We start from the raw sequence: 18,861 nt of genomic DNA, 5'->3' as shown, positions 1-18,861 counted from the left end.
CATAACCATAATAACATATAGTTGTATAGATGTGTAGTTTTTATTTCTGAACTTTTTATGGATAAATCTCCTATTTCCAAACTGTTATATAAAAGGAAAATTCTCCTTTTTAAAATACAGAATACTCGAAACGAAAGACCTATTATATCACATTGAACTTTCGTTTTATCATTCCACTTTTTCATGTTATTATTTATTTCCGAGCATATCGGGAAAAGTAAACTTAGTTAATTCAAAATAGGAGCGTTGGTACTATGCAGTGCATTGAAACAAACAACTTACAACAGTTGTTAGAACAAGTAAAACCATATACAAAAAAAGGAAAACTTGCTACTTATATCCCCGAACTAGGAAATGCAAATCCAGACGATTTAGGGATTGCCATTTTCCATAAAGAAACAGAATATATCCATGCAGGCAACTCACAAACACTATTTACTCTTCAAAGTATTTCCAAAGTAATTACACTTGCCCTTGCCCTTTTAGACCGTGGTGAAGAATATGTATTTTCTAAAGTTGGAATGGAACCAACGGGTGACCCATTTAATTCTATTATTAAGTTAGAAACAACAAGTCCGTCCAAACCCCTTAATCCAATGATAAATGCAGGAGCATTAGCTATTACAAGCATGTTAGCAGGAAAAGATAACGAGGAAAAAATGGAACGTATTCTTCATTTTGTACGTGAAATAACAGATAATCCTACTATTAATTATTCCTCTAAAGTTGCCGATTCAGAACTAGAGACAGCTTACCTAAACCGTTCACTTTGTTATTATATGAAACAAAACGGAATTATCGATTGTGATATTGAAGAACTTATGGATTTATATACTCGTCAATGCGCAGTTGAAGTAAACTGCATCGATTTAGCACGTATCGGCTTAATTTTTGCAATGGATGGATATGATCCATATAAAAAGAAACAAATCATCCCTAAACATATTACAAAAATTTGCAAAACATTTATGGTCACATGTGGTATGTATAACGAATCTGGTGAATTTGCAATTCGTGTTGGTATTCCTGCAAAAAGCGGTGTAGCCGGTGGTATTTTTGGCTGCGTAAAAGGCGACATGGGAATCGGTATTTTCGGACCAGCTTTAGATGCAAACGGAAATAGTATTGCTGGTTTTAAAATTCTTGAACTTCTTTCTGCTCAAGAAGGTTGGAGCATTTTTTAATCGCGAGTTATCCTGCTATACTAGCAGGATTTTTTATTTCGCCAAAACCTCACTTTTGTGAGTTATCAATCTTCTTATAAAAACAGTGCTGAAAGTTTCTCTATATCATGCATATTTGTTCCCCCCTCCTGAATAATATAGTACAACCTAGCGCTATATGTGGAGGTGTGAAAGATGAAACTAATATTTCAAATGGGAAAACAACCTGTTCTTGAAAAAACAATCCTTCTTTTTATATTGAGTATTGTAGAAAGCTTGAAGTTAAAAGTTGTTTCACTCGACGAAGCTCACCGATACATATTCAATTTAGAAGTACTTGAATTATTAATGGATCGGAACATCGATGATCAAGTACTTGAACTTATTCATTTCGGGATGGGACTTGAAGACATTTATCACGTGCTTCCTGAAGAACTTGAGCATACGATTGAGGAATTAAAATGGCTTTGCATTCAAGTATTAAGTGAGTACAGTATGCATGAAGAATCGGAACAATTAATTGAAGATATACGGTAAAAAAGCACCTATGTAGGTGCTTTTAATGTTTTTTTAAACTATTTTTATACGCCTCAATATTTACTGGTAGCTCTTCCTCTTCCAAAGTATGTTCATTTACATCTTTATGAATGAACGCACCTTTAGGTGGTTGATGATCATGCCCTTTTTTCTTATGATCAAATGCTTTCCCGCGTCCCATACAAATCCCCCTTTCTTAAAAGAAATCCGTATTAGTATGGAGAAAAGTACGTCGATATATGCAATCCCTTGCTGTATTTCCAAGGAAATACTCGAACCTTGTTTTCTACTCTCCTTACAACAACTGATCGATCCCAATAAGAATTAATAATACTCCTGCGATAATTGTCGCCCATTTCCCTAAGTATTCTGCTAAAAATCGTTTTCCTACATACGCAAAACCACTAATACAAATAAAACTAAACACCCCAGAAATAGTCGCTGTAAGCCAAAGATTTAAATTTGTTATCCCAGCATCAAATCCACCTGCAATATTATTAATAGACAACGCAATCCCTAATACAATTGCTTCTGAAAAACTAATTGTTTTAGAACCATCAAAATCTGCTTTTTCTGGATCACGTAAAATTCCCATAAGTACATTACCATCTTTAGAGCCTACGGTATTTCTTTGCCCCAAGAAAGGCTGGCACAAAATAAACACCCCGATTATCCCTAAAACGATTGCTCCAATCAGGTTTGCTGTAAACTCTGAAATAAATAACGCAATCCAGTTCCCAAAAAATCCAGCTAATAAAGTAAATACAAACCCAAAAAATGCGATGATAAAATTGTTGAACCACGAAATTCTAATTTTACGAATGCCATATGCAATCCCAACACCTGCATTATCTAAATTAGAAGCAATCCCGATTAAAAAAATTGAAAATAGACCTGCCGTACTCATAAATAGCCACCCCTTTTCCTCACTTTTCCATGCATCTTATGAAAATGTTGAGCAACTGTGCCTGTCTGTTTCATATACATGTAATAAATGCTCAACATTTTTTCAACAATAAAAAGGAGTGCCTTCGCTATGCCTAAAGAAAATCCAAATGAGCGGCTTAGTAGATTAATAAAAAAACTTTTAAAAGAACGTGCCTTATCTATGCGCCAACTCGGAATGCTTACAAATATTGATCCCGCAACAATCTCAAGAATTATGAATGGTAAACAACCGCCAAAACAAAAACACCTACAAAAATTCGCAGAATGTCTGCAAGTTCCACCCCAATTGTTATTTGATGAAATGTATCCTGATTCTCCTCACATTAATAAAGAAAAGACGGATATGTACACATCTCTTGATACCATTCAGCAAACTCTGCAATCCTCTAACTTATTCGATTTCGATTACACTACAACTCGCGTAAAACAAGAACTCGAAAATTACGAACGCTATGCCCAGACAACAGAAGGCGAAAAACGTATTCATGACAGTTTTGCAAGCAAATTAGAGCAAATTGATAGTGCTGGTCCTTTTATTGAACAATTAACAGATATGTATCAACAATTTTGTAATGAAACCATTTCAAAAGAAGAACGTGCAGTTCTTGGGAGCGCATTACTTTATTTCATATTATCGACAGATATTATTCCCGACTATCTCTTTCCAATTGGCTATTTAGATGATGCGATTGCCGTTGAATTAGCGAGAGAGAAATTAATTGAAATGAAACGAAAGACATAGAAAAATAAAGAACTATTTCAGTTGTTTATATTCAACACTGAAATAGTTCAATAAAAAATCGTACAAGTATACATACTCGTACGATTTTACTGTACAAATCTATTTTTCCGTGTGGCACCATTCATATATAAATGCTGTTATCACTTTTGTAAATTCAATTAACTGTTCAACTTCAACTTTCTCATTTACAGAATGTGCTTCTTCTAATGTACCTGGTCCATATATAATCGCTGGAATATGAAATTCACTAAACCAACCACCATCCGTTACCGTTGCAGACATATCTAAAATTGCGTTTTTAGAAAGAATTGATTCATGTACTGAGCTAAGCGTTTTTACAGCTGTATGTTCACTATCTATTTCTAAAGAAGGGAAAATTTCGCCACGATCCACAATCATTGATTCTCCGCCCCACTTAAATTGTGGTGGATTTTCACTTAGCCATGGATCGGCAGCTGCTACTTTAACGATATACTCTTCAATTTCTTTTATTATTTGTTCATGTGTTTCATTCGGATAAAAGTGCACTGTTATCCATAACCGGCACTCATCCGCAATAAAAGCTGCATGTCTTCCACCCTCAATAACAGCTGGATTAATTGTTGTTGTTCCAGACGGATAGCCTTCATATGTTTTCATAACTGCCCAATGACGCTCTAATTCTTGTAAACTTTGCACAATTTTCATCATTTTTTCAATTGCACTCGCTCCAAATAAACGTCCTCCAGCATGAATCATTTGCCTACGCGTTGCATCATGAAACGTTTGAGGGCTTTTCACAGTAATCCAGCCAGTAATTACGCCGCCCTGTCCTTGCATATGTAAATTACTCGTATCCACTACGACTGCAAAATCAGCATCATAACCTCTTTTGCAGCATTGAAGTGTACCAGCTTCTCCAACTTCTTCTCCAATTACGGATTGAAAGATTAAATCTCCAGGTAATTCAATACCAGCTTCTTGTAATAGCTGAATAGCAAATAGCGCTCCAGCTAGTCCCCCTTTCATATCAGCTGCACCACGTCCAACTAACCAACCATCTTTTATAAATGGCTCAAACGGATTTGTTTCCCACGCCTCATCTGCCGATACTTCAGCTACATCCATATGTCCATTAATAATAAGACTTTTATATGAGTCACTTTTTGCCCCTTTTTTCACACCAACAACGTTCGGATCATTAGGATATACATCCCATTTATCAACACTAAAATTTTGTTCTCTTAGAAACTCTGCAACAAATTGTTGTGCCTCATTTGTATTTCTCGCCGGCGGTGCTGGTGTTTCAAAACGAATTAATGTTTTTGTAAGTTCTAACAATTCCTCTTTCCTTGAATCTATTTGTTTTAACAACTGCGAAACTTCTGGATTCATCGCTAATTCCCCTTTGCATACATAGTATGTTTCCAGCTTTATTTTCACAAAAAAAGAGACTGTTTACAAATCTTACAGTCTCCAAATTAATTCATATTATAAGCTCTCTACTTCCGTCGTATTTGTCTTTTCAATATGTTCTACTTTACGTGCCTTATTTCTTGTCGCACGGTAAAACAGTAAACAAACAATCATAAATGGAATACCACAATACAATGCCATTCTTTGTTCTGGAATAAAGGCCATTCCAACGATTACTGTTAAATTTAATACTAACGCAAGAAGTGGTACAAATGGATACAATGGTGTTTTAAATTTCAATTCTTTCACATCCCCGCCCTGCTTTATGTATGACCTTCTAGCTAATAAGTTAGATAGAGCAATAGATGCCCAAACTAATATCGCCCCGAACCCGGCAATAGAAAGTAGCCATAAATAAACTGTATCTTCCGCATAAATACCTGATAGTAATGAAAGGCAACCTACAATTGTACTTACAATCAATGCATAAATAGGAACACCGTTTTTAGATAACTTACCAAAAATCGGACTAATCATTCCTTGATTAGACATAGACCATAGCATACGAGAAGTTGCATATAACCCTGAATTCGCAACGGATAGCACTGCTGTAATGATAACAAAATTTATAATATCTGCTGCATAAGGAATACCAATTTTATCAAATACAACTACAAATGGACTTTCAATTACTCCCGCTTGTTGCCAAGGGAATAGTCCAGCAAGAATAAAAATAGATAGTACAAAGAAAACAAGTATACGCCAAACTGTATTGTTAATTGCCTTCGGGATTGTTTTCTCTGGATTTTCACTCTCACCTGCTGCAATACCAACTAATTCTGTTCCTTGGAAAGAAAAATTAACTGCAATCATCGTAATTAAAATGGCTGATAATCCATTGGGGAACAATCCACCATAATCAGTAAAACTAGAGAACATCGGCGCTGGTTCATTTCCTTTCATATCTAGAAAACCAAACATTGCTGCCCCGCCTAAAATAATAAATGCAATAATCGTAATTACTTTAATACTTGCAAACCAAAATTCAACTTCCGCAAAACTTCTTGAAGATAACGCATTAATAGCAAAGAGGAGTACCGCAAACACTACGCACCAAATCCATGAAGGTACATCAGGAAACCATCGTTTCATTAAAATACTAACTGCAATTAGTTCAATCCCTATCGTAGCTGACCAGTTTAACCATGACATCCATCCAACTACATAACCTGCTGCAGGAGAAATATGCTTTGTCGCATACGTTTGATAAGATCCTGCGTCAGGCATTGCAACAGCTAACTCTCCAAGACAGAGCATCGTTAAATACATAACAAATCCTCCAACAAGATATGCTACAATCGCTCCTCCAGGCCCAGCTTCATGAATTGTATACCCAGATCCTAAAAAAAGACCGGTACCAATAACGCCTCCAAGTGCAATCATAAATATGTGCCTGCTTTTCAATTCTCTTTTTAATCCTTGATTTTGATTCATCATATAAATCCCCCCTTTTCACTTTGTAAACCCATTTAATGTAAGCGTTTTTAAAATTATTCACCGTAAAAATAATGATTTAAAAGAGCAAAAATACACGTCACTTACATTAATCACTGCCTGTTACTAAAAGGTCATCCCTTACTGTTATTAATAACTTTTGATCAGCAATAGCTTGTCCTTCTACTACTTCTAATGATTCAATATAACCACTGATCCCTATCTTAATTTCTACTTTCTGTTTATCTATTGTTTCAATTAATGCTAATTTCTCCCACTCGTATACGTAAGAACTTTCCGTAACAAATAACTTCTCTACTTTCCCGTAACAAGGACTATACACGCATTCTATAACCGTCTTCACTTTATACACTCCTCCTTCTTATTAGTTGGTACTGAAACGTTGCATATCCCTCCTTTAGATATATCAATTATTATTTATGCAAAATGCGTACCAATCTCCAATTCCTATTTAAAATGAAGGTTTCTCAAAAAAAAAACTTCATAACCGCAAAATTTTTCTATCATTTCAGAGATTTTAAAAGGAAAATAGCAAAAAATTTTTGCGATTTTATAAGAATTTTAATAAAATTATAAAAAGTCAGTCTTCATAGGGTGGAATGAGGAGAAGATAATCTATGCGTACAGAAGAAATTAATTTAAAACAGATCATTGAAATGAATATGCTATATGAAACTTTACTCAATGAACTCGACATCGGAATTCATATTATTAATGAGGAAAGTAAGACGATTATCTATAACCGCAAAATGATGGAAATTGAATCAATGGAGCGCTCAGATGTGCTATATAAAAGTCCTTTAGAAGTATTCGCATTTGAGGAAAATAAAAATAGTACTCTTATAGAGGCATTAAAATTTGGAAAAACAAAGAAAAATATAAAACAAACGTATTTTAACAATAAAGGACAAGAAATTACAACGATTAACGATACTTTCCCTATAATAGAACATGGAAAAATTAAAGGCGCTATTGAAATATCAAAAGAAATTAGTAACTTAAAGCAAACGATAAAAATAGGTCCTTCTCGAAAACAAAGTACTAAATTTACCTTTGATCACATAATTGGTGATTCTGAAGCCATTCAATCAATCATTACAGAAGGAAAAAGAGTAATTCGTACATCTTCCTCCATACTTCTAGTAGGAGAAACAGGCACTGGTAAAGAACTATTTGCACAAAGCATCCATAATGAAAGTCAGCGTTCAACAAAACCCTTTATTTCACAAAACTGTGCCGCTATACCTGATACCTTAATGGAAAGCCTACTATTTGGCACAAATCGAGGTGCCTTTACAGGAGCAATAGATAAATCAGGCTTATTCGAAGAAGCAAACGGAGGAACTTTGTTATTAGATGAAATCAATTCATTAAGCCCAATACTTCAAGCTAAGTTGCTGCGGGCTATACAAGAAAAAACAATACGAAGAATCGGAGGTACACACGAAAAAGAAATTGATGTTCGCATTATAGCAACTATCAATGAAGATCCCTTTGAAGCCATCGCACATAATCGATTAAGAGAAGACTTATATTACCGATTAAGCGTCGTTACTTTATGTCTTCCGCCTTTACGTGAAAGAAAAGAAGATATTCCAGCTCTTGTTCAGCACTTTATTGAAAAATATAATACTCAATTCGGGCTCAACGTAACCGATGTAGATGTAAATGTAAGAGAATTTTTCTATGCCTACGATTGGCCTGGAAACGTACGGGAGTTGGAACATATAATTGAAGGTTCCATGAACTTGATAGAAGATGAAACCATCATTACAGCGTTTCATCTTCCTACTCGCTTTCGCGAACGAATAAAAACAGAATTCAATATGCAACATGCACTAACTACTCACAATACTGATGCACCTAAAACTTTAAAACACACAATAGAAAAAATGGAAAAGAACTACATTAACCAAATTCTTAAAGAGAATCATGGCAACATCTCACAAGCTGCAAAATTTTTAGGATTAAGTAGGCAAAACTTACAATATCGAATTAAAAAACTGCATTTACACATATGAAATAAACATGTCTCCAAGTGTAAAAATTACTTGGTAAAATATGTTATAATAAACATATAACATGCTAGAAAGGGGCTATATATATGAGTAATGATAAAAAATTAAAGTTATTACAATACTTATACTTTTTCCCTGCCATGCTCTGTATGATGTTATTCATTAATGCCGATGTAAGCAGCTCTCCTTATGCAAAGCTATTAGGAACAATTTTTGGCTCCTTTGCAGCTATTATGCTTGCTGCTTTTTGGAATTTGAAGATACGTATAAAAAACGAAAAATCTTCTTAATACTAAAAAAATCGAGCTACTTAGCCCGATTTTTTTATTTGCCATTAAAACTCAACATTCTCTAAATACAACCCACTTGCCTCAGCAAGACAATTAATTTGATTGCGCTGCTTTTCCTCTAAAATGTTTGGAATTGCTTCAGCATCTAATTGTCCTAATCCAACTTCAATTAATGCCCCGACAATTTTTCTTACCATATTATGAAGGAAGCCGTTACCACTTACTCTAATTTGTACAAACCCTGCCTCTTCCATCACATCAAGTGTATATACTTCTCGAACCATAGATTTTTTCTTTGATTTCGCATTTGAAAAAGCAGTAAAGTCATGTGAACCAACTAAATGTTTTGCAGCTGCTTTCATGCTTTTCACATTTAATTTTTTATTCACATGCATGCTGTATTTACGCATAAATGGATTTGTATGCTCTTCATTCCAAATTTTATACAGATATGTTTTTGCTTTAGAATTGTAACGAGCATGGAAACGATCATGTACTTCTTCCACATTCGTAATGCTAATATCGTTAGGTAAATATTGATTTAAATATTTTTTCACTTTATGTTCCACTAACTTCTCATCACTTTGAAAGTTAGCAACTTGATTCAAAGCATGTACACCAGCGTCTGTTCTACTACAACCGATAATTTCAATTTCTTTTCCGACCATTTCAGATATGACACTTTCGATTTTTCCTTGAATTGTATTATCGTTATTACCAAGACGTTGCCATCCTTTAAAACGTGCGCCGTCGTACTGAATCGTTAATTTATAATTATGCATAATATTCTCCTTCATAGAAAATATTCCCTCATACCATGAGGGAATATTAATAAACTTTACTTTCTAACAAGCTTCACTACATTTTCTACGTGAGCTGTATGCGGGAACATATCAACTGGTTGCACATACTCCACTTCATAGCTCTTCATTAATGCTTGTACATCACGTGCTAATGAAGAAGGATTACAAGACACGTACACAACTTGTTTCGGCTTCACTTTTAAAATTGTTTCCAGTAATTTATCATCGCAACCTGTACGTGGTGGGTCGACAACAATTACATCTGGACGCCATCCTTCTTTTACCCATTTCGGTAACCATTGTTCAGCTTTACCTGCTTCATATTTCGTATTTGTAAATCCGTGACGCTTTGCATTTTTTCTTGCATCTGCAATTGCTTCTGGAATTACATCCATACCACGTACTTCCGCTGCATCATTTGCAAGCCAAAGACCGATTGTACCGACACCACAGTACGCATCCACAATCTTCTCGTTTCCTGTTAACGCAGCTGCTTTTTTCGCTTCATTATACAAAACAACTGTTTGCTCTGGATTCAACTGGAAGAATGCACGTGCTGATAATTCAAATGATAAATCGCCAAGTGTTTCTTGAATGACTTCTTTTCCAGCTAATTTAAATGTTTTGTCGCCAAAAATAACAGATGTTTTACGCCAGTTTACATTTTGCATAATTGATTTAACCGCTGGCATCTGTTTTTGTACTTCTGCAATAAATTGTTCTTTATTTGGTAATTCTTCTTTTGTTGTAATAAGTGTAACTTGTACTTCCCCTGTTTGAACTGCAGTACGTGTTACAATTGTGCGTACTAAACCTTTTTGCTTTTTCTCATTGTAAATAGAAACATTTAATTTTTCTAAAATACGTCTTACAACTTTTGTCGCTTCATTCGTTGCTTTATGTTGAATCATACAGTGAGCGATATCAATTAACTGATGTGAGTTTTGTTTATACAGCCCTGTAATAACCTTTTCGTCTTTACGCCCCACTTGTAATTGACTCTTATTACGATAATGCCATGGATTTTCCATGCCAAGCGTTGGGCGAATTTTCTCTTCCATACTATTTTTCATGTACTTCTCAAATGCTTGTACAACGATATCACGCTTTTGATTCAATTGTTCTTTATAATCTAAATGTTGCAGCTGACAACCGCCACACTCCTCATATACTGGACACGGTGCTTTCACACGATGCGGTGAAGCTTTACGAACTTTTTTCACTTTCGCTTCAGCGAAGCCACGCTGAATTTTCGTTGTTTCTGCAACAACTTCTTCTCCTGGTAATGCCCCTGGAATAAAAACAACTTGTCTCTTAAAATAACCAACGCCTTCTCCGTTAATCCCAAGACGTTTAATTGTCACAGGAAACGTTTGACCAACTTCCAACTTACTCTCATGTTGCTTTTGTATCATTATTACACCTCTACTCTATACTTTTCCATAAATATAACGCTGCATAACTGCAGTATGGTTCACACTCTTGTTTCACTTTTTCTAAAAATGCATCATCAGGTTTATCATCTAATTGAAATATACCTTGCACTGCACGCTGAATCCCAATGTCCGCTTTCGGGAACATATTTTTCCGTCCAAGCCCAAACATTAAAAAGTTTTGCACTGTCCATGCACCAATTCCCCTAATTGGCAACAATTGTGCTGAAATGTCTTCTTCCGTCCCATTTTCTATACTCGCTAAATTTAATGTACCACTGACAATACTTCGACCTAATCCTACTATATATTCAGCCTTTCGCTGACTAAACTTCTGCTCTCTCAATTCTTCTATTGAAATATTTGCTACTATTTCCGGAGTGGGGAAAAAGAATACACCGTTCTTCTCTGTTCCATACCGTTTCACAAATTGTTCTGTTAACACAGTAGCAAATTTCAAATTTATTTGTTGGTGAATGATACAGCGAAGCAGACAAGCAAAATAATCAAATTCTAAAATAATTGGAGTATAAGCATATGTTTCAAATAGTGGACGTAATGATGTGTTTAAAAAATGATTTTGTATATCTTGAAACGGTTCATTCCAATGAAAAATGGCCCTCATTCGTTTCATGACTTTCTCTGGATCTCCTGTCTGACTAGAAATCCAAAACTGTGGATTTTGAACAGTACCAATCCCTTGTAAGCGAACAACAACCTGTTCCTCGTCTATACAAAGCGGGATATAAATAACTTTCTCATCTAATTGAATGACGTTAAGAGGATCAAAAGATAAACGTTTTAATACTTCTTCAAAATGATACGGATACTCTAACGTAACATGTTCGCTCCACATACGTTTCCCCATCCTTTTTACACATCATTATAGCATGAGAAAACCGTAAGCATACATGCTTACGGTTGATTGCCTTTTACTAAGTCATCTAGACTTTTAAAATGATACCCTTTCTCGCGCAAATCATCAATGATTTTCGCAAGTGCTTCTGCATTATCTTTTGATATTGCATGAAGTAATAAAATAGATCCTGGATGAATCATCGTCATAACATTATTATGCGCATATTGCCATCCTCTTTGCTGATCCACTTTCCAATCCAAAAATGCAAGTGACCAAAATACATTATAATAGCCCATTTCTTTCGTAAGAGCTAACGTTCTTTCACTAAATACACCGCGCGGAGGACGTACATATTTCACTTCTTTTTGCCCAGTTACTTTTTTAATTTCTTCCGTTACACTTGTTAATTCTTCACGAAGTTTCTCATCATTTACCGCTGTAAAATCAGGATGACTCCAAGAATGGTTTCCAATAATATGTCCTTCATCCTTCATTCTTAACAATAAATCTTTTTGTGTTTTAATGTAATGCCCCGTTACAAAGAAAGTTGCTGGTACTTTTTTCTCTTTTAATACATCTAATATTTTCCCTGTGTATCCATTCTCATATCCATTATCAAATGTTAAATAAATATCTTTTTTCTTCGTATCTCCTAAATAAAACCCGCCATTTTTTTGTAGTAAATCTGTATATAACTTTCCTGCATCTGGTACTGTTTCATTTTTAGGACGCGGGATTCCCCAGTTATGTGGAGTATTTGTATAAGCCAGTGCTGAAACTGGAACAAGTGCCATCATAATTGAAAAAATGAGACCGATATATAACCATTTATATTTCATAAATAGTCTCCTTTCCATATATAATCGTACTTGTAGTTTCTGTTGCTACACATTCTTTCATGCTGAACATGTTTTTCTATATATACCAAAAAAATGCATCTCGAATCATTCGAGATGCATTTTTTATTTACTTAAATACTGGCTCTTTAAAGCTAGCTAATTTTTCAAGTGATGTTTTATCAACATCTGCATGTAAGCTATTACCATGAGAGTCCATCGTTACAACTGCTTTAAACCCGTCGATACGTAAATGCCACATTGCTTCCGGAATACCAAATTGTAAGAAATCAACATCTTTCACTTCTTTAATACATTCAGCATAATATTGCGCTGCACCACCGATTGCGTTTAAATATACACCGCCGTGTTCTTCTAAAGCCGCTAATGTTTTCGCACCCATACCGCCTTTTCCAATGACAGCGCGAATACCGAATTTCTTCATAATATCGCCTTGGTACGGTTCTTCACGAATACTTGTCGTTGGACCTGCCGCTTTAATTTGCCAATTGTCATTTTCATCTTTCACAACAACTGGACCACAGTGGTAAATAATTTGTCCATTTAAATCTACTGGACAATCATTATCCATTAAATGCTTATGGATTGCGTCACGACCTGTATACATCATGCCATTAATTGTTACAACATCACCAACGCGAAGTTCACGAATTTGCTCTTCTGTAATTGGTGCTTGTAATACAATCTCACGTTGCTCTGTTTTTTCTTGTACTTCATGCTGAAGTGTATCTTCACCTTCTTGATATAGCCAATCCATAATGTCTCCTGTTTCAGGATGGATTTTCACACCAAGGCGACGATATGCCCAGCAATTATACGCAACAGATACATAGAAACTAGCTGGCAAACGATTATAGACGCCAATTTTACAACCAAGTAAAGTTGTTTCTCCGCCAAATCCCATCGTACCAATGCCAAGCTTATTCGCATTTTCTAATACGTACTCTTCAAGATGTTGTAACTCTGGTACTGGATTGACATCATCTAATGTACGGAATAATTGATTTTTTGCCAATTCATAACCTGATGTGCGGTCTCCCCCGATACCAACACCAATTACACCAGCGCTACATCCTTGCCCTTGTGCTTGATATACTGCATGAAGAAGGCATTTACGAATCCCTTCTAAATCACGGCCAGCTCGTCCAAGTCCTTCTAGTTCACACGGTAAGCTATATTGAATATTTTTATTCTCACAGCCACCACCTTTTAGGATTAAACGTGCATCAATATAATCTTTTTCCCATTGTTCAAACTTAATCACCGGTGTACCTGGTCCTAAATTATTTCCACTATTATCTCCAAAAAGAGAATCAACAGAATTGGGACGAAGTTTACCATCTTTTGTCGCCCGCTCAAGCGCATTATAGATAGCTTCCTTCAACTTTAATTGATTCACACCAACTGGTGTATAAATTTTAAACGTTGGCATCCCTGTATCTTGGCAAATCGGCGAGATGTTATCATCAGCCATTTTAATATTATTTGTAATTGTGCCAAGTGCCATCGCAGAACGAGTCCCTGCATTTTCTCGCTCTTTCGCTTGTTGAATCGCACGACGAACATCTTTCGGTAAGTTCGTTGACGTTTCAACAATTAGTTGATACATGCTTTCTTGAAGCTTTTCCATTGTTACTTCCCCCTCAATTGTGAACGCTACCAAAACGTTATGAGCTGAAAATTCAATTGTTATGCTCTTTAGCTATTTATTTGTTTCACGCTATTAGAGCATAAATGAAATTTTTCACAACTTGATTATACCTCTTTTTCTATCGTCCTTCTATTACCCGAACAGAAAAAGGCTACCAAATTGGAATTGGTAGCCTTTTTAATATATTATTCGTCTTTTTTAAATTGCTCACATTTTAATTCTAATTCATCTAACATTGCAAGAAGACGATCTACATCTTCTAATTCTACTTCTTCAGGTTCAATTGTATCAATTACTTCAATGAACATATTTAAACGTTCTTTTAAATATACTAATTGTGTATCTTTATCTTGAATTGCTTTTCCCATGAAGGCACTCTCCTTTTAATTCGAGTTGCTTTTATTATACCGCAAAAACGATTGCTATGGGCATGAAATTTCATCAATTTTGTCACAGTCATCCACTATAATGTAAGCCCTCTCTCTTTCCATGCTAAAAAGTTTCACTTTATAAAAAGCACATATTCTTCTATTATAGAGAATGGACAAATTGTTATTTCAATAGTCAAAGGAGTATTTCATATGACGATATCACAAAAAATGAAGCCGATTACTCCTTCTTACGATCCATGGGAAGCGTATATGGACCTTGAAGAGTACGGCAAACTACTATTAACAAATGTTGAATTTACAACGACGACGTTATGCAACATGCGCTGTGAGCATTGCGCTGTTGGTTACACGTTACAGCCGAAAGACCCAAATCCGCTTCCGATGGATCTTTTATTAAAACGATTAGATGAGATTCCTCATTTACGTTCTTTAAGTATTACTGGCGGCGAACCTATGCTTTCAAAAAAATCCGTCGACAACTATGTAACACCACTCTTAAAATATGCCCATGAACGAGGCGTTCGCACTCAAATCAACTCTAACTTAACTATAGATTTAGCACGTTACGAACAGATTATTCCTTATTTAGACGTATTGCATATATCTCATAACTGGGGAACAATTGATGACTTCGTTGAAGGCGGATTTGCCATGATGGAGCGTAAGCCTACTTACGAACAACGTGCAAAATTATTTGAAAGAATGATTACAAATAGTAAGGCTCTATCAGATGCAGGTGTACTTGTATCGGCCGAAACAATGCTAAACAAAAGAACTCTACCACATATTGAACATATTCACCGCCAAATCGTCGAAGAGATGGGCTGTAAACGTCATGAAGTTCATCCAATGTATCCAAGTGACTTCGCGAGTAATCTAGAGATTTTAACAAAAGCTGAAATTCGTGATGCGATTGAACATTTACTAGAAATTCGCGATGAAAATGTATGGATGCTATTTGGAACTTTACCTTTCTATGCTTGTAGCGATGACGAAAAAGACATAGCTACATTTAAAAAATTGCAAGAGAGCAAAAATGTAACTGTTCGTAATGATCCAGATGGCCGTTCTCGTTTAAATGTAAATATTTTCGATGGAAATATTATTGTGACGGACTTTGGTGATGTTCCACTTCTAGGAAACATACAAACAAACACATTACAAGAAGCGTATGAAAAATGGAGCACTTCAAAAACAGCAAAATCATTAAGCTGCCACTGTCCTGCAGTAAAATGTCTTGGACCAAATGTTCTTGTAAAAAACAGCTACTATCCGACAGAAGATTTCTTATCAAAAACAGCAAACATTACATTATAAAAAAAACGTCAGCTTATAAGCTGACGTTTTTTATGTTATTGCGAGTGAGAAGAAGAAATAAATTTAAAAAACAAATGATCATGAATTGGAATTGCCGCTCCAATTCCTTGAGAAGTAATATTTTTCACAACAAGTCTTTTTTGATTTCCCTTTAATACAAGATACACTTCTCCAAATGTTACTTTTCCCTTTTCATTTACTGCTGGTGTATAAGCGTATAAATATCCAAGTTGACTCGGACTAATATTATACACACGCTCATGTCCAGTACCATAACCAATAGTTGTCTTAAACGAAAGAGGTAATTGTACTTTTTCAAGTGCTTTGAGAAGCATCATTTTTTTCACATCTGCTGCATCTTTCATATCTGCTGTTAAATCGCCTTCAACCGTCTTTTGTGTTTCTTGCTTATAGCGAAGTGGATATAAACGGTCTCCTCCGCGATTATCATACACATTTCGATTCACTTGTTTATATTCCCAATTAATCGATGTGTCTACTGATTCATAATGTAAGGCCCATTGACCTAAATAAATTTTTGCCCGATACCCTACTGCAAGTGGCGCATTTGAAATTGTCGTTTCATTAAACATCCGAATTAAGTCTGGATTTTCAATTTTAATATTAGCCGTTTTCAATAGCTCTTGAGCAAATTTACTTGGTTGTAAACGTGGCAAATCTTGCGCATCATTTGGAAATGTATTGTCTTTTGAAATATTTAAAACAGATGAAGGCATTTTTGTTCCTACTGTTGTCTTTGCAAAACTCATGTTAGGAAATAATAAAATAAACGAGACCATAGTTGAAAGACATATGCTGTATACTCGTTTCACCTGTCTGGCTCCTTCCTATGTAGGTATATATACTACTTCGTTTATTGTTTTCTCTGAGCGCAATTGTTATGCCTATTTTTCATAATAAATAAAAACCAATTCCCATAATGACATACGCCGCTAGTAAAGTGCCTCCTTCAAACCAGTTTGTATCTCCATCATTGGAAATCGCAATCGTTAAGAAAACGGCTGTAATCATAGACACAAGTTCTGGTATGGTAAATACTAAAGGCATCCTTTGCGCGAAGAACATAGATAGTAATACTAATACAGGAGCAACAAACATGGCGATTTGTAATGTAGAGCCTATTGCAATTTCAACTGCAATATTTACTTTATTTTTATAAGCCATAATAATTGCAGACGCATGTTCCGCTGCATTCCCAACAATTGCAACGATAATAACTCCTATAAATAACTCTGACCAGCCAAATGACTTTGCAACAGTTTCAAAAGTATGCACGAGTGCCTCTGACACATAAGCTACCGCTAGTGTTGCTATCGCTAAAATAAGTAGCGCCTTCCCTTTCGACCACTCTGGCTCTTCTTCATGCGCTACTTCGTCACTTTTATGTTGATATACACCACGGTGCGTAACTAACTTAAATAGTAATGCAGCAAGGTACATGATAATCATAATAATAGAAACACCTATACTTAATTGATACGTCTTGCCAGCGTCCATCTTCATTGAAAAGATCTCTGGAATAACAAAGGCCACAACAACAGCAAATATTAATAAAGCTGAATTATGCCTTGCATCATATACATTAAAACTTTGTCTTTTGTATTTAAGACCTCCAACAAAGAAGGATAACCCTCCTACTAATAATAAATTTCCAAGTACAGATCCCGTTAAAGAAGCTAACACCACTTCAATTAACCCTGCTTGAAGTGCAAAAATTGAAATGATAAGTTCAACAGCATTACCGAAAGTAGCATTTAATAATCCGCCTATTCTAGGACCAGAAACAATTGCTAGACTCTCTGTTGCTCTACCCATAAAACCAGCTAATGCGATAATCGTAACACAATACACAGCGAACATAATTGTTTCTGGCCAATGAAGTGTTTTTCCAAGTACAGATAGTGGTACACCTATAAGCGCTACTATAAGAAATATTTTATTAAACATGTTTTTCATCCTTCCATCGTATGTATTTCTCCTCAATATTATTATTATTCTTCTCCTAACTTGTCCGATTTCATCACAATTACGTTTAAAAAATCGGATTGAAGAAAACAGTATGAAAGATATTTAAATTATCTTGTTTAAACAGACAGAATTATAAATTGTGAAAAGGGGTTAAAATTATGCACTTAAAAGAAAAAATCGCAACTATTATTCAAGGTCAACGTACTGGTGTATTATCTACAGTACGAAATGAGAAACCTCATAGCGCCTTTATGATGTTTTTCCATGAAGATTTTGTACTGTATGTTGCAACAGATCGACAATCAAAAAAGATAACAGATATTGAACAAAATCCTAATGTCCATGTACTACTCGGACGAGAAGGGAAAAAATTAGATGAAGATTATATTGAAGTTGAAGGATTGGCTTCAATTGAGGAAGACTCGACATTAAAAAACAAGTTTTGGAATAATAGCTTAAAACGTTGGTTACTCGGCCCTGAAGACCCTAATTACGTATTGATAAAAATCAACCCCGACACAATTTATTACATCGATGGTGCCGGTACGACGGAGCCTGAGTTTTTACGACTATAAAATAAAACAAGCCCCCCTTAGGTGGGCTTGTTTTGTCGAAAAGTTCTTTTGAAAAAAACAATAAAATAGGTGGAACTTTCTAAAGATTCTGTTATATAATAGCATTAACTTAAATAAACTGTATTAAAACAGATTGAGAGGAGAAATAAAATTGATGAAGAGAGAAGAACGCAAAAACATGATTGAGTTTATTGAAAAGAAAAAAGGGATTGAGCGTGACGAATTACTGTTTATGACAGACGATGAAGTAGAACATATTTATAATGTAACGTACTTTTTATATGAGGAAATTGCAGAGTAGTATAATAATCCCCACCTTATTAAAAATATAAGGTGGGGATTATTTCGCTATTTAGCCCACTATTTACAGGCAGTAA

At 35.2% G+C, this 18,861-nt stretch carries 21 protein-coding genes and 1 pseudogene; 8 read left to right on the top strand and 14 right to left on the bottom strand.

All coding sequences use genetic code 11. The features are described from left to right. Positions 1–70: 70 nt before the first annotated feature. Positions 71–185, bottom strand: a pseudogene (locus ACUL40_RS22220) (transcriptional regulator). 69 nt (positions 186–254) lie between these two features. Here ACUL40_RS22220 and glsA point away from each other — a divergent pair. Then, the gene (glsA, locus tag ACUL40_RS22215) at positions 255–1,184 is read left to right on the top strand and encodes a glutaminase A (RefSeq protein WP_001149850.1); all 930 of its coding nucleotides are present in this window, start codon (positions 255–257) and stop codon (positions 1,182–1,184) included. Between the two features lie 174 nt (positions 1,185–1,358). After that, a complete protein-coding gene (locus ACUL40_RS22210) occupies positions 1,359–1,700 on the top strand; it encodes a DUF3969 family protein (protein ID WP_000766604.1) in 342 nt (113 codons plus the stop codon). Positions 1,701–1,722: 22 nt separating this feature from the next. Here the strand turns inward: ACUL40_RS22210 and ACUL40_RS22205 are convergent, their stop codons facing one another. Continuing rightward, positions 1,723–1,881, bottom strand: a complete 159-nt coding sequence (locus ACUL40_RS22205) for a hypothetical protein (RefSeq protein ID WP_000532409.1) — start codon at positions 1,879–1,881, stop codon at positions 1,723–1,725. A gap of 114 nt (positions 1,882–1,995) precedes the next feature. Beyond that, on the bottom strand, positions 1,996–2,607 hold the full coding sequence (ytaF, locus tag ACUL40_RS22200; protein WP_063219945.1) for a sporulation membrane protein YtaF: 612 nt from the start codon (positions 2,605–2,607) through the stop codon (positions 1,996–1,998). 129 nt (positions 2,608–2,736) lie between these two features. Here ytaF and ACUL40_RS22195 point away from each other — a divergent pair, with 129 nt between their 5' ends. Then, the gene (locus ACUL40_RS22195; protein WP_001123716.1) at positions 2,737–3,390 is read left to right on the top strand and encodes a helix-turn-helix domain-containing protein; all 654 of its coding nucleotides are present in this window, start codon (positions 2,737–2,739) and stop codon (positions 3,388–3,390) included. A gap of 99 nt (positions 3,391–3,489) precedes the next feature. Here the strand turns inward: ACUL40_RS22195 and ACUL40_RS22190 are convergent, their stop codons facing one another. From ACUL40_RS22190 to ACUL40_RS22180, 3 genes are all read right to left on the bottom strand, one after another. Then, positions 3,490–4,812: an acetylornithine deacetylase gene (locus ACUL40_RS22190; RefSeq protein WP_139245444.1), complete on the bottom strand. Its 1,323-nt coding sequence runs from the start codon at positions 4,810–4,812 to the stop codon at positions 3,490–3,492. A 48-nt stretch (positions 4,813–4,860) separates the two neighbouring features. Beyond that, positions 4,861–6,282, bottom strand: coding sequence for an amino acid permease (locus ACUL40_RS22185; protein ID WP_000981865.1), 1,422 nt, complete (start codon positions 6,280–6,282; stop codon positions 4,861–4,863). A gap of 106 nt (positions 6,283–6,388) precedes the next feature. Beyond that, entirely contained in the window at positions 6,389–6,643 is a 255-nt protein-coding gene (locus ACUL40_RS22180) for a biotin/lipoyl-containing protein (RefSeq protein WP_000859480.1), read from the bottom strand. A 274-nt stretch (positions 6,644–6,917) separates the two neighbouring features. On the opposite strand from ACUL40_RS22180, the gene ACUL40_RS22175 reads away from it, so the two are divergent. Both ACUL40_RS22175 and ACUL40_RS22170 read left to right on the top strand, forming a co-directional pair. Next, positions 6,918–8,321: a sigma-54 interaction domain-containing protein gene (locus tag ACUL40_RS22175; RefSeq protein WP_063219947.1), complete on the top strand. Its 1,404-nt coding sequence runs from the start codon at positions 6,918–6,920 to the stop codon at positions 8,319–8,321. A gap of 83 nt (positions 8,322–8,404) precedes the next feature. Beyond that, the gene (locus ACUL40_RS22170; protein WP_000063860.1) at positions 8,405–8,608 is read left to right on the top strand and encodes a hypothetical protein; all 204 of its coding nucleotides are present in this window, start codon (positions 8,405–8,407) and stop codon (positions 8,606–8,608) included. Positions 8,609–8,652: 44 nt separating this feature from the next. Here ACUL40_RS22170 and truA read toward each other — a convergent pair whose 3' ends face one another. The 6 genes from truA to ACUL40_RS22140 all read right to left on the bottom strand — a co-directional run bounded on the left by truA (position 8,653) and on the right by ACUL40_RS22140 (position 14,579). After that, on the bottom strand, positions 8,653–9,390 hold the full coding sequence (gene truA, locus ACUL40_RS22165) for a tRNA pseudouridine(38-40) synthase TruA (RefSeq protein WP_000553118.1): 738 nt from the start codon (positions 9,388–9,390) through the stop codon (positions 8,653–8,655). A 56-nt stretch (positions 9,391–9,446) separates the two neighbouring features. Then, the gene (gene rlmD / locus ACUL40_RS22160; RefSeq protein ID WP_000615206.1) at positions 9,447–10,826 is read right to left on the bottom strand and encodes a 23S rRNA (uracil(1939)-C(5))-methyltransferase RlmD; all 1,380 of its coding nucleotides are present in this window, start codon (positions 10,824–10,826) and stop codon (positions 9,447–9,449) included. 10 nt (positions 10,827–10,836) lie between these two features. Continuing rightward, positions 10,837–11,700 carry a DNA-3-methyladenine glycosylase family protein gene (locus ACUL40_RS22155; RefSeq protein WP_000269422.1) on the bottom strand — a complete coding sequence of 288 codons (864 nt, stop codon included), beginning with the start codon at positions 11,698–11,700 and terminating at the stop codon, positions 10,837–10,839. A 59-nt stretch (positions 11,701–11,759) separates the two neighbouring features. Further along, positions 11,760–12,542 carry a delta-lactam-biosynthetic de-N-acetylase gene (gene pdaA / locus ACUL40_RS22150; protein WP_000875956.1) on the bottom strand — a complete coding sequence of 261 codons (783 nt, stop codon included), beginning with the start codon at positions 12,540–12,542 and terminating at the stop codon, positions 11,760–11,762. Between the two features lie 127 nt (positions 12,543–12,669). Then, positions 12,670–14,190 (bottom strand): class I fumarate hydratase, encoded by a 1,521-nt coding sequence (gene fumA, locus ACUL40_RS22145; protein ID WP_000413523.1) that lies wholly within the window; start codon positions 14,188–14,190, stop codon positions 12,670–12,672. 206 nt (positions 14,191–14,396) lie between these two features. After that, positions 14,397–14,579, bottom strand: a complete 183-nt coding sequence (locus ACUL40_RS22140) for an SE1561 family protein (protein WP_000513558.1) — start codon at positions 14,577–14,579, stop codon at positions 14,397–14,399. 213 nt (positions 14,580–14,792) lie between these two features. On the opposite strand from ACUL40_RS22140, the gene yfkAB reads away from it, so the two are divergent. After that, on the top strand, positions 14,793–15,920 hold the full coding sequence (gene yfkAB, locus ACUL40_RS22135) for a radical SAM/CxCxxxxC motif protein YfkAB (protein ID WP_000156016.1): 1,128 nt from the start codon (positions 14,793–14,795) through the stop codon (positions 15,918–15,920). Between the two features lie 35 nt (positions 15,921–15,955). On the opposite strand, the gene ACUL40_RS22130 is transcribed toward yfkAB, so the two are convergent. Both ACUL40_RS22130 and cax read right to left on the bottom strand, forming a co-directional pair. Further along, the gene (locus tag ACUL40_RS22130) at positions 15,956–16,753 is read right to left on the bottom strand and encodes a YfkD famly protein (protein ID WP_002083605.1); all 798 of its coding nucleotides are present in this window, start codon (positions 16,751–16,753) and stop codon (positions 15,956–15,958) included. Between the two features lie 79 nt (positions 16,754–16,832). Beyond that, positions 16,833–17,888 (bottom strand): calcium/proton exchanger, encoded by a 1,056-nt coding sequence (gene cax, locus ACUL40_RS22125; protein WP_000482137.1) that lies wholly within the window; start codon positions 17,886–17,888, stop codon positions 16,833–16,835. 179 nt (positions 17,889–18,067) lie between these two features. Between cax and ACUL40_RS22120 the strand changes: the two genes are divergently transcribed. Then, a complete protein-coding gene (locus tag ACUL40_RS22120; RefSeq protein WP_000550220.1) occupies positions 18,068–18,484 on the top strand; it encodes a pyridoxamine 5'-phosphate oxidase family protein in 417 nt (138 codons plus the stop codon). A 154-nt stretch (positions 18,485–18,638) separates the two neighbouring features. Further along, positions 18,639–18,785, top strand: a complete 147-nt coding sequence (locus ACUL40_RS22115; RefSeq protein ID WP_000817786.1) for a BH0509 family protein — start codon at positions 18,639–18,641, stop codon at positions 18,783–18,785. The last annotated feature ends 76 nt before the right edge of the window (positions 18,786–18,861 follow it).

The organism is Bacillus sp. KNSH39 (genome assembly GCF_052656585.1).
This window is presented reverse-complemented; position numbering and strand designations above follow the sequence as displayed.

Coding starts and splice junctions, on each gene's coding strand:
- ytaF (WP_063219945.1), bottom strand. CDS start 2,607: ATGAGTACGGCAGGTCTATTTTCAATTTTTTTAATCGGGATTGCTTCT.
- rlmD (WP_000615206.1), bottom strand. CDS start 10,826: ATGATACAAAAGCAACATGAGAGTAAGTTGGAAGTTGGTCAAACGTTT.
- ACUL40_RS22115 (WP_000817786.1), top strand. CDS start 18,639: ATGAAGAGAGAAGAACGCAAAAACATGATTGAGTTTATTGAAAAGAAA.
- ACUL40_RS22120 (WP_000550220.1), top strand. CDS start 18,068: ATGCACTTAAAAGAAAAAATCGCAACTATTATTCAAGGTCAACGTACT.
- ACUL40_RS22205 (WP_000532409.1), bottom strand. CDS start 1,881: ATGGGACGCGGGAAAGCATTTGATCATAAGAAAAAAGGGCATGATCAT.
- ACUL40_RS22170 (WP_000063860.1), top strand. CDS start 8,405: ATGAGTAATGATAAAAAATTAAAGTTATTACAATACTTATACTTTTTC.
- ACUL40_RS22185 (WP_000981865.1), bottom strand. CDS start 6,282: ATGATGAATCAAAATCAAGGATTAAAAAGAGAATTGAAAAGCAGGCAC.
- glsA (WP_001149850.1), top strand. CDS start 255: ATGCAGTGCATTGAAACAAACAACTTACAACAGTTGTTAGAACAAGTA.
- ACUL40_RS22140 (WP_000513558.1), bottom strand. CDS start 14,579: ATGGGAAAAGCAATTCAAGATAAAGATACACAATTAGTATATTTAAAA.
- ACUL40_RS22155 (WP_000269422.1), bottom strand. CDS start 11,700: ATGTGGAGCGAACATGTTACGTTAGAGTATCCGTATCATTTTGAAGAA.
- ACUL40_RS22210 (WP_000766604.1), top strand. CDS start 1,359: ATGAAACTAATATTTCAAATGGGAAAACAACCTGTTCTTGAAAAAACA.
- ACUL40_RS22195 (WP_001123716.1), top strand. CDS start 2,737: ATGCCTAAAGAAAATCCAAATGAGCGGCTTAGTAGATTAATAAAAAAA.
- fumA (WP_000413523.1), bottom strand. CDS start 14,190: ATGGAAAAGCTTCAAGAAAGCATGTATCAACTAATTGTTGAAACGTCA.
- pdaA (WP_000875956.1), bottom strand. CDS start 12,542: ATGAAATATAAATGGTTATATATCGGTCTCATTTTTTCAATTATGATG.
- truA (WP_000553118.1), bottom strand. CDS start 9,390: ATGCATAATTATAAATTAACGATTCAGTACGACGGCGCACGTTTTAAA.
- cax (WP_000482137.1), bottom strand. CDS start 17,888: ATGTTTAATAAAATATTTCTTATAGTAGCGCTTATAGGTGTACCACTA.
- yfkAB (WP_000156016.1), top strand. CDS start 14,793: ATGACGATATCACAAAAAATGAAGCCGATTACTCCTTCTTACGATCCA.
- ACUL40_RS22175 (WP_063219947.1), top strand. CDS start 6,918: ATGCGTACAGAAGAAATTAATTTAAAACAGATCATTGAAATGAATATG.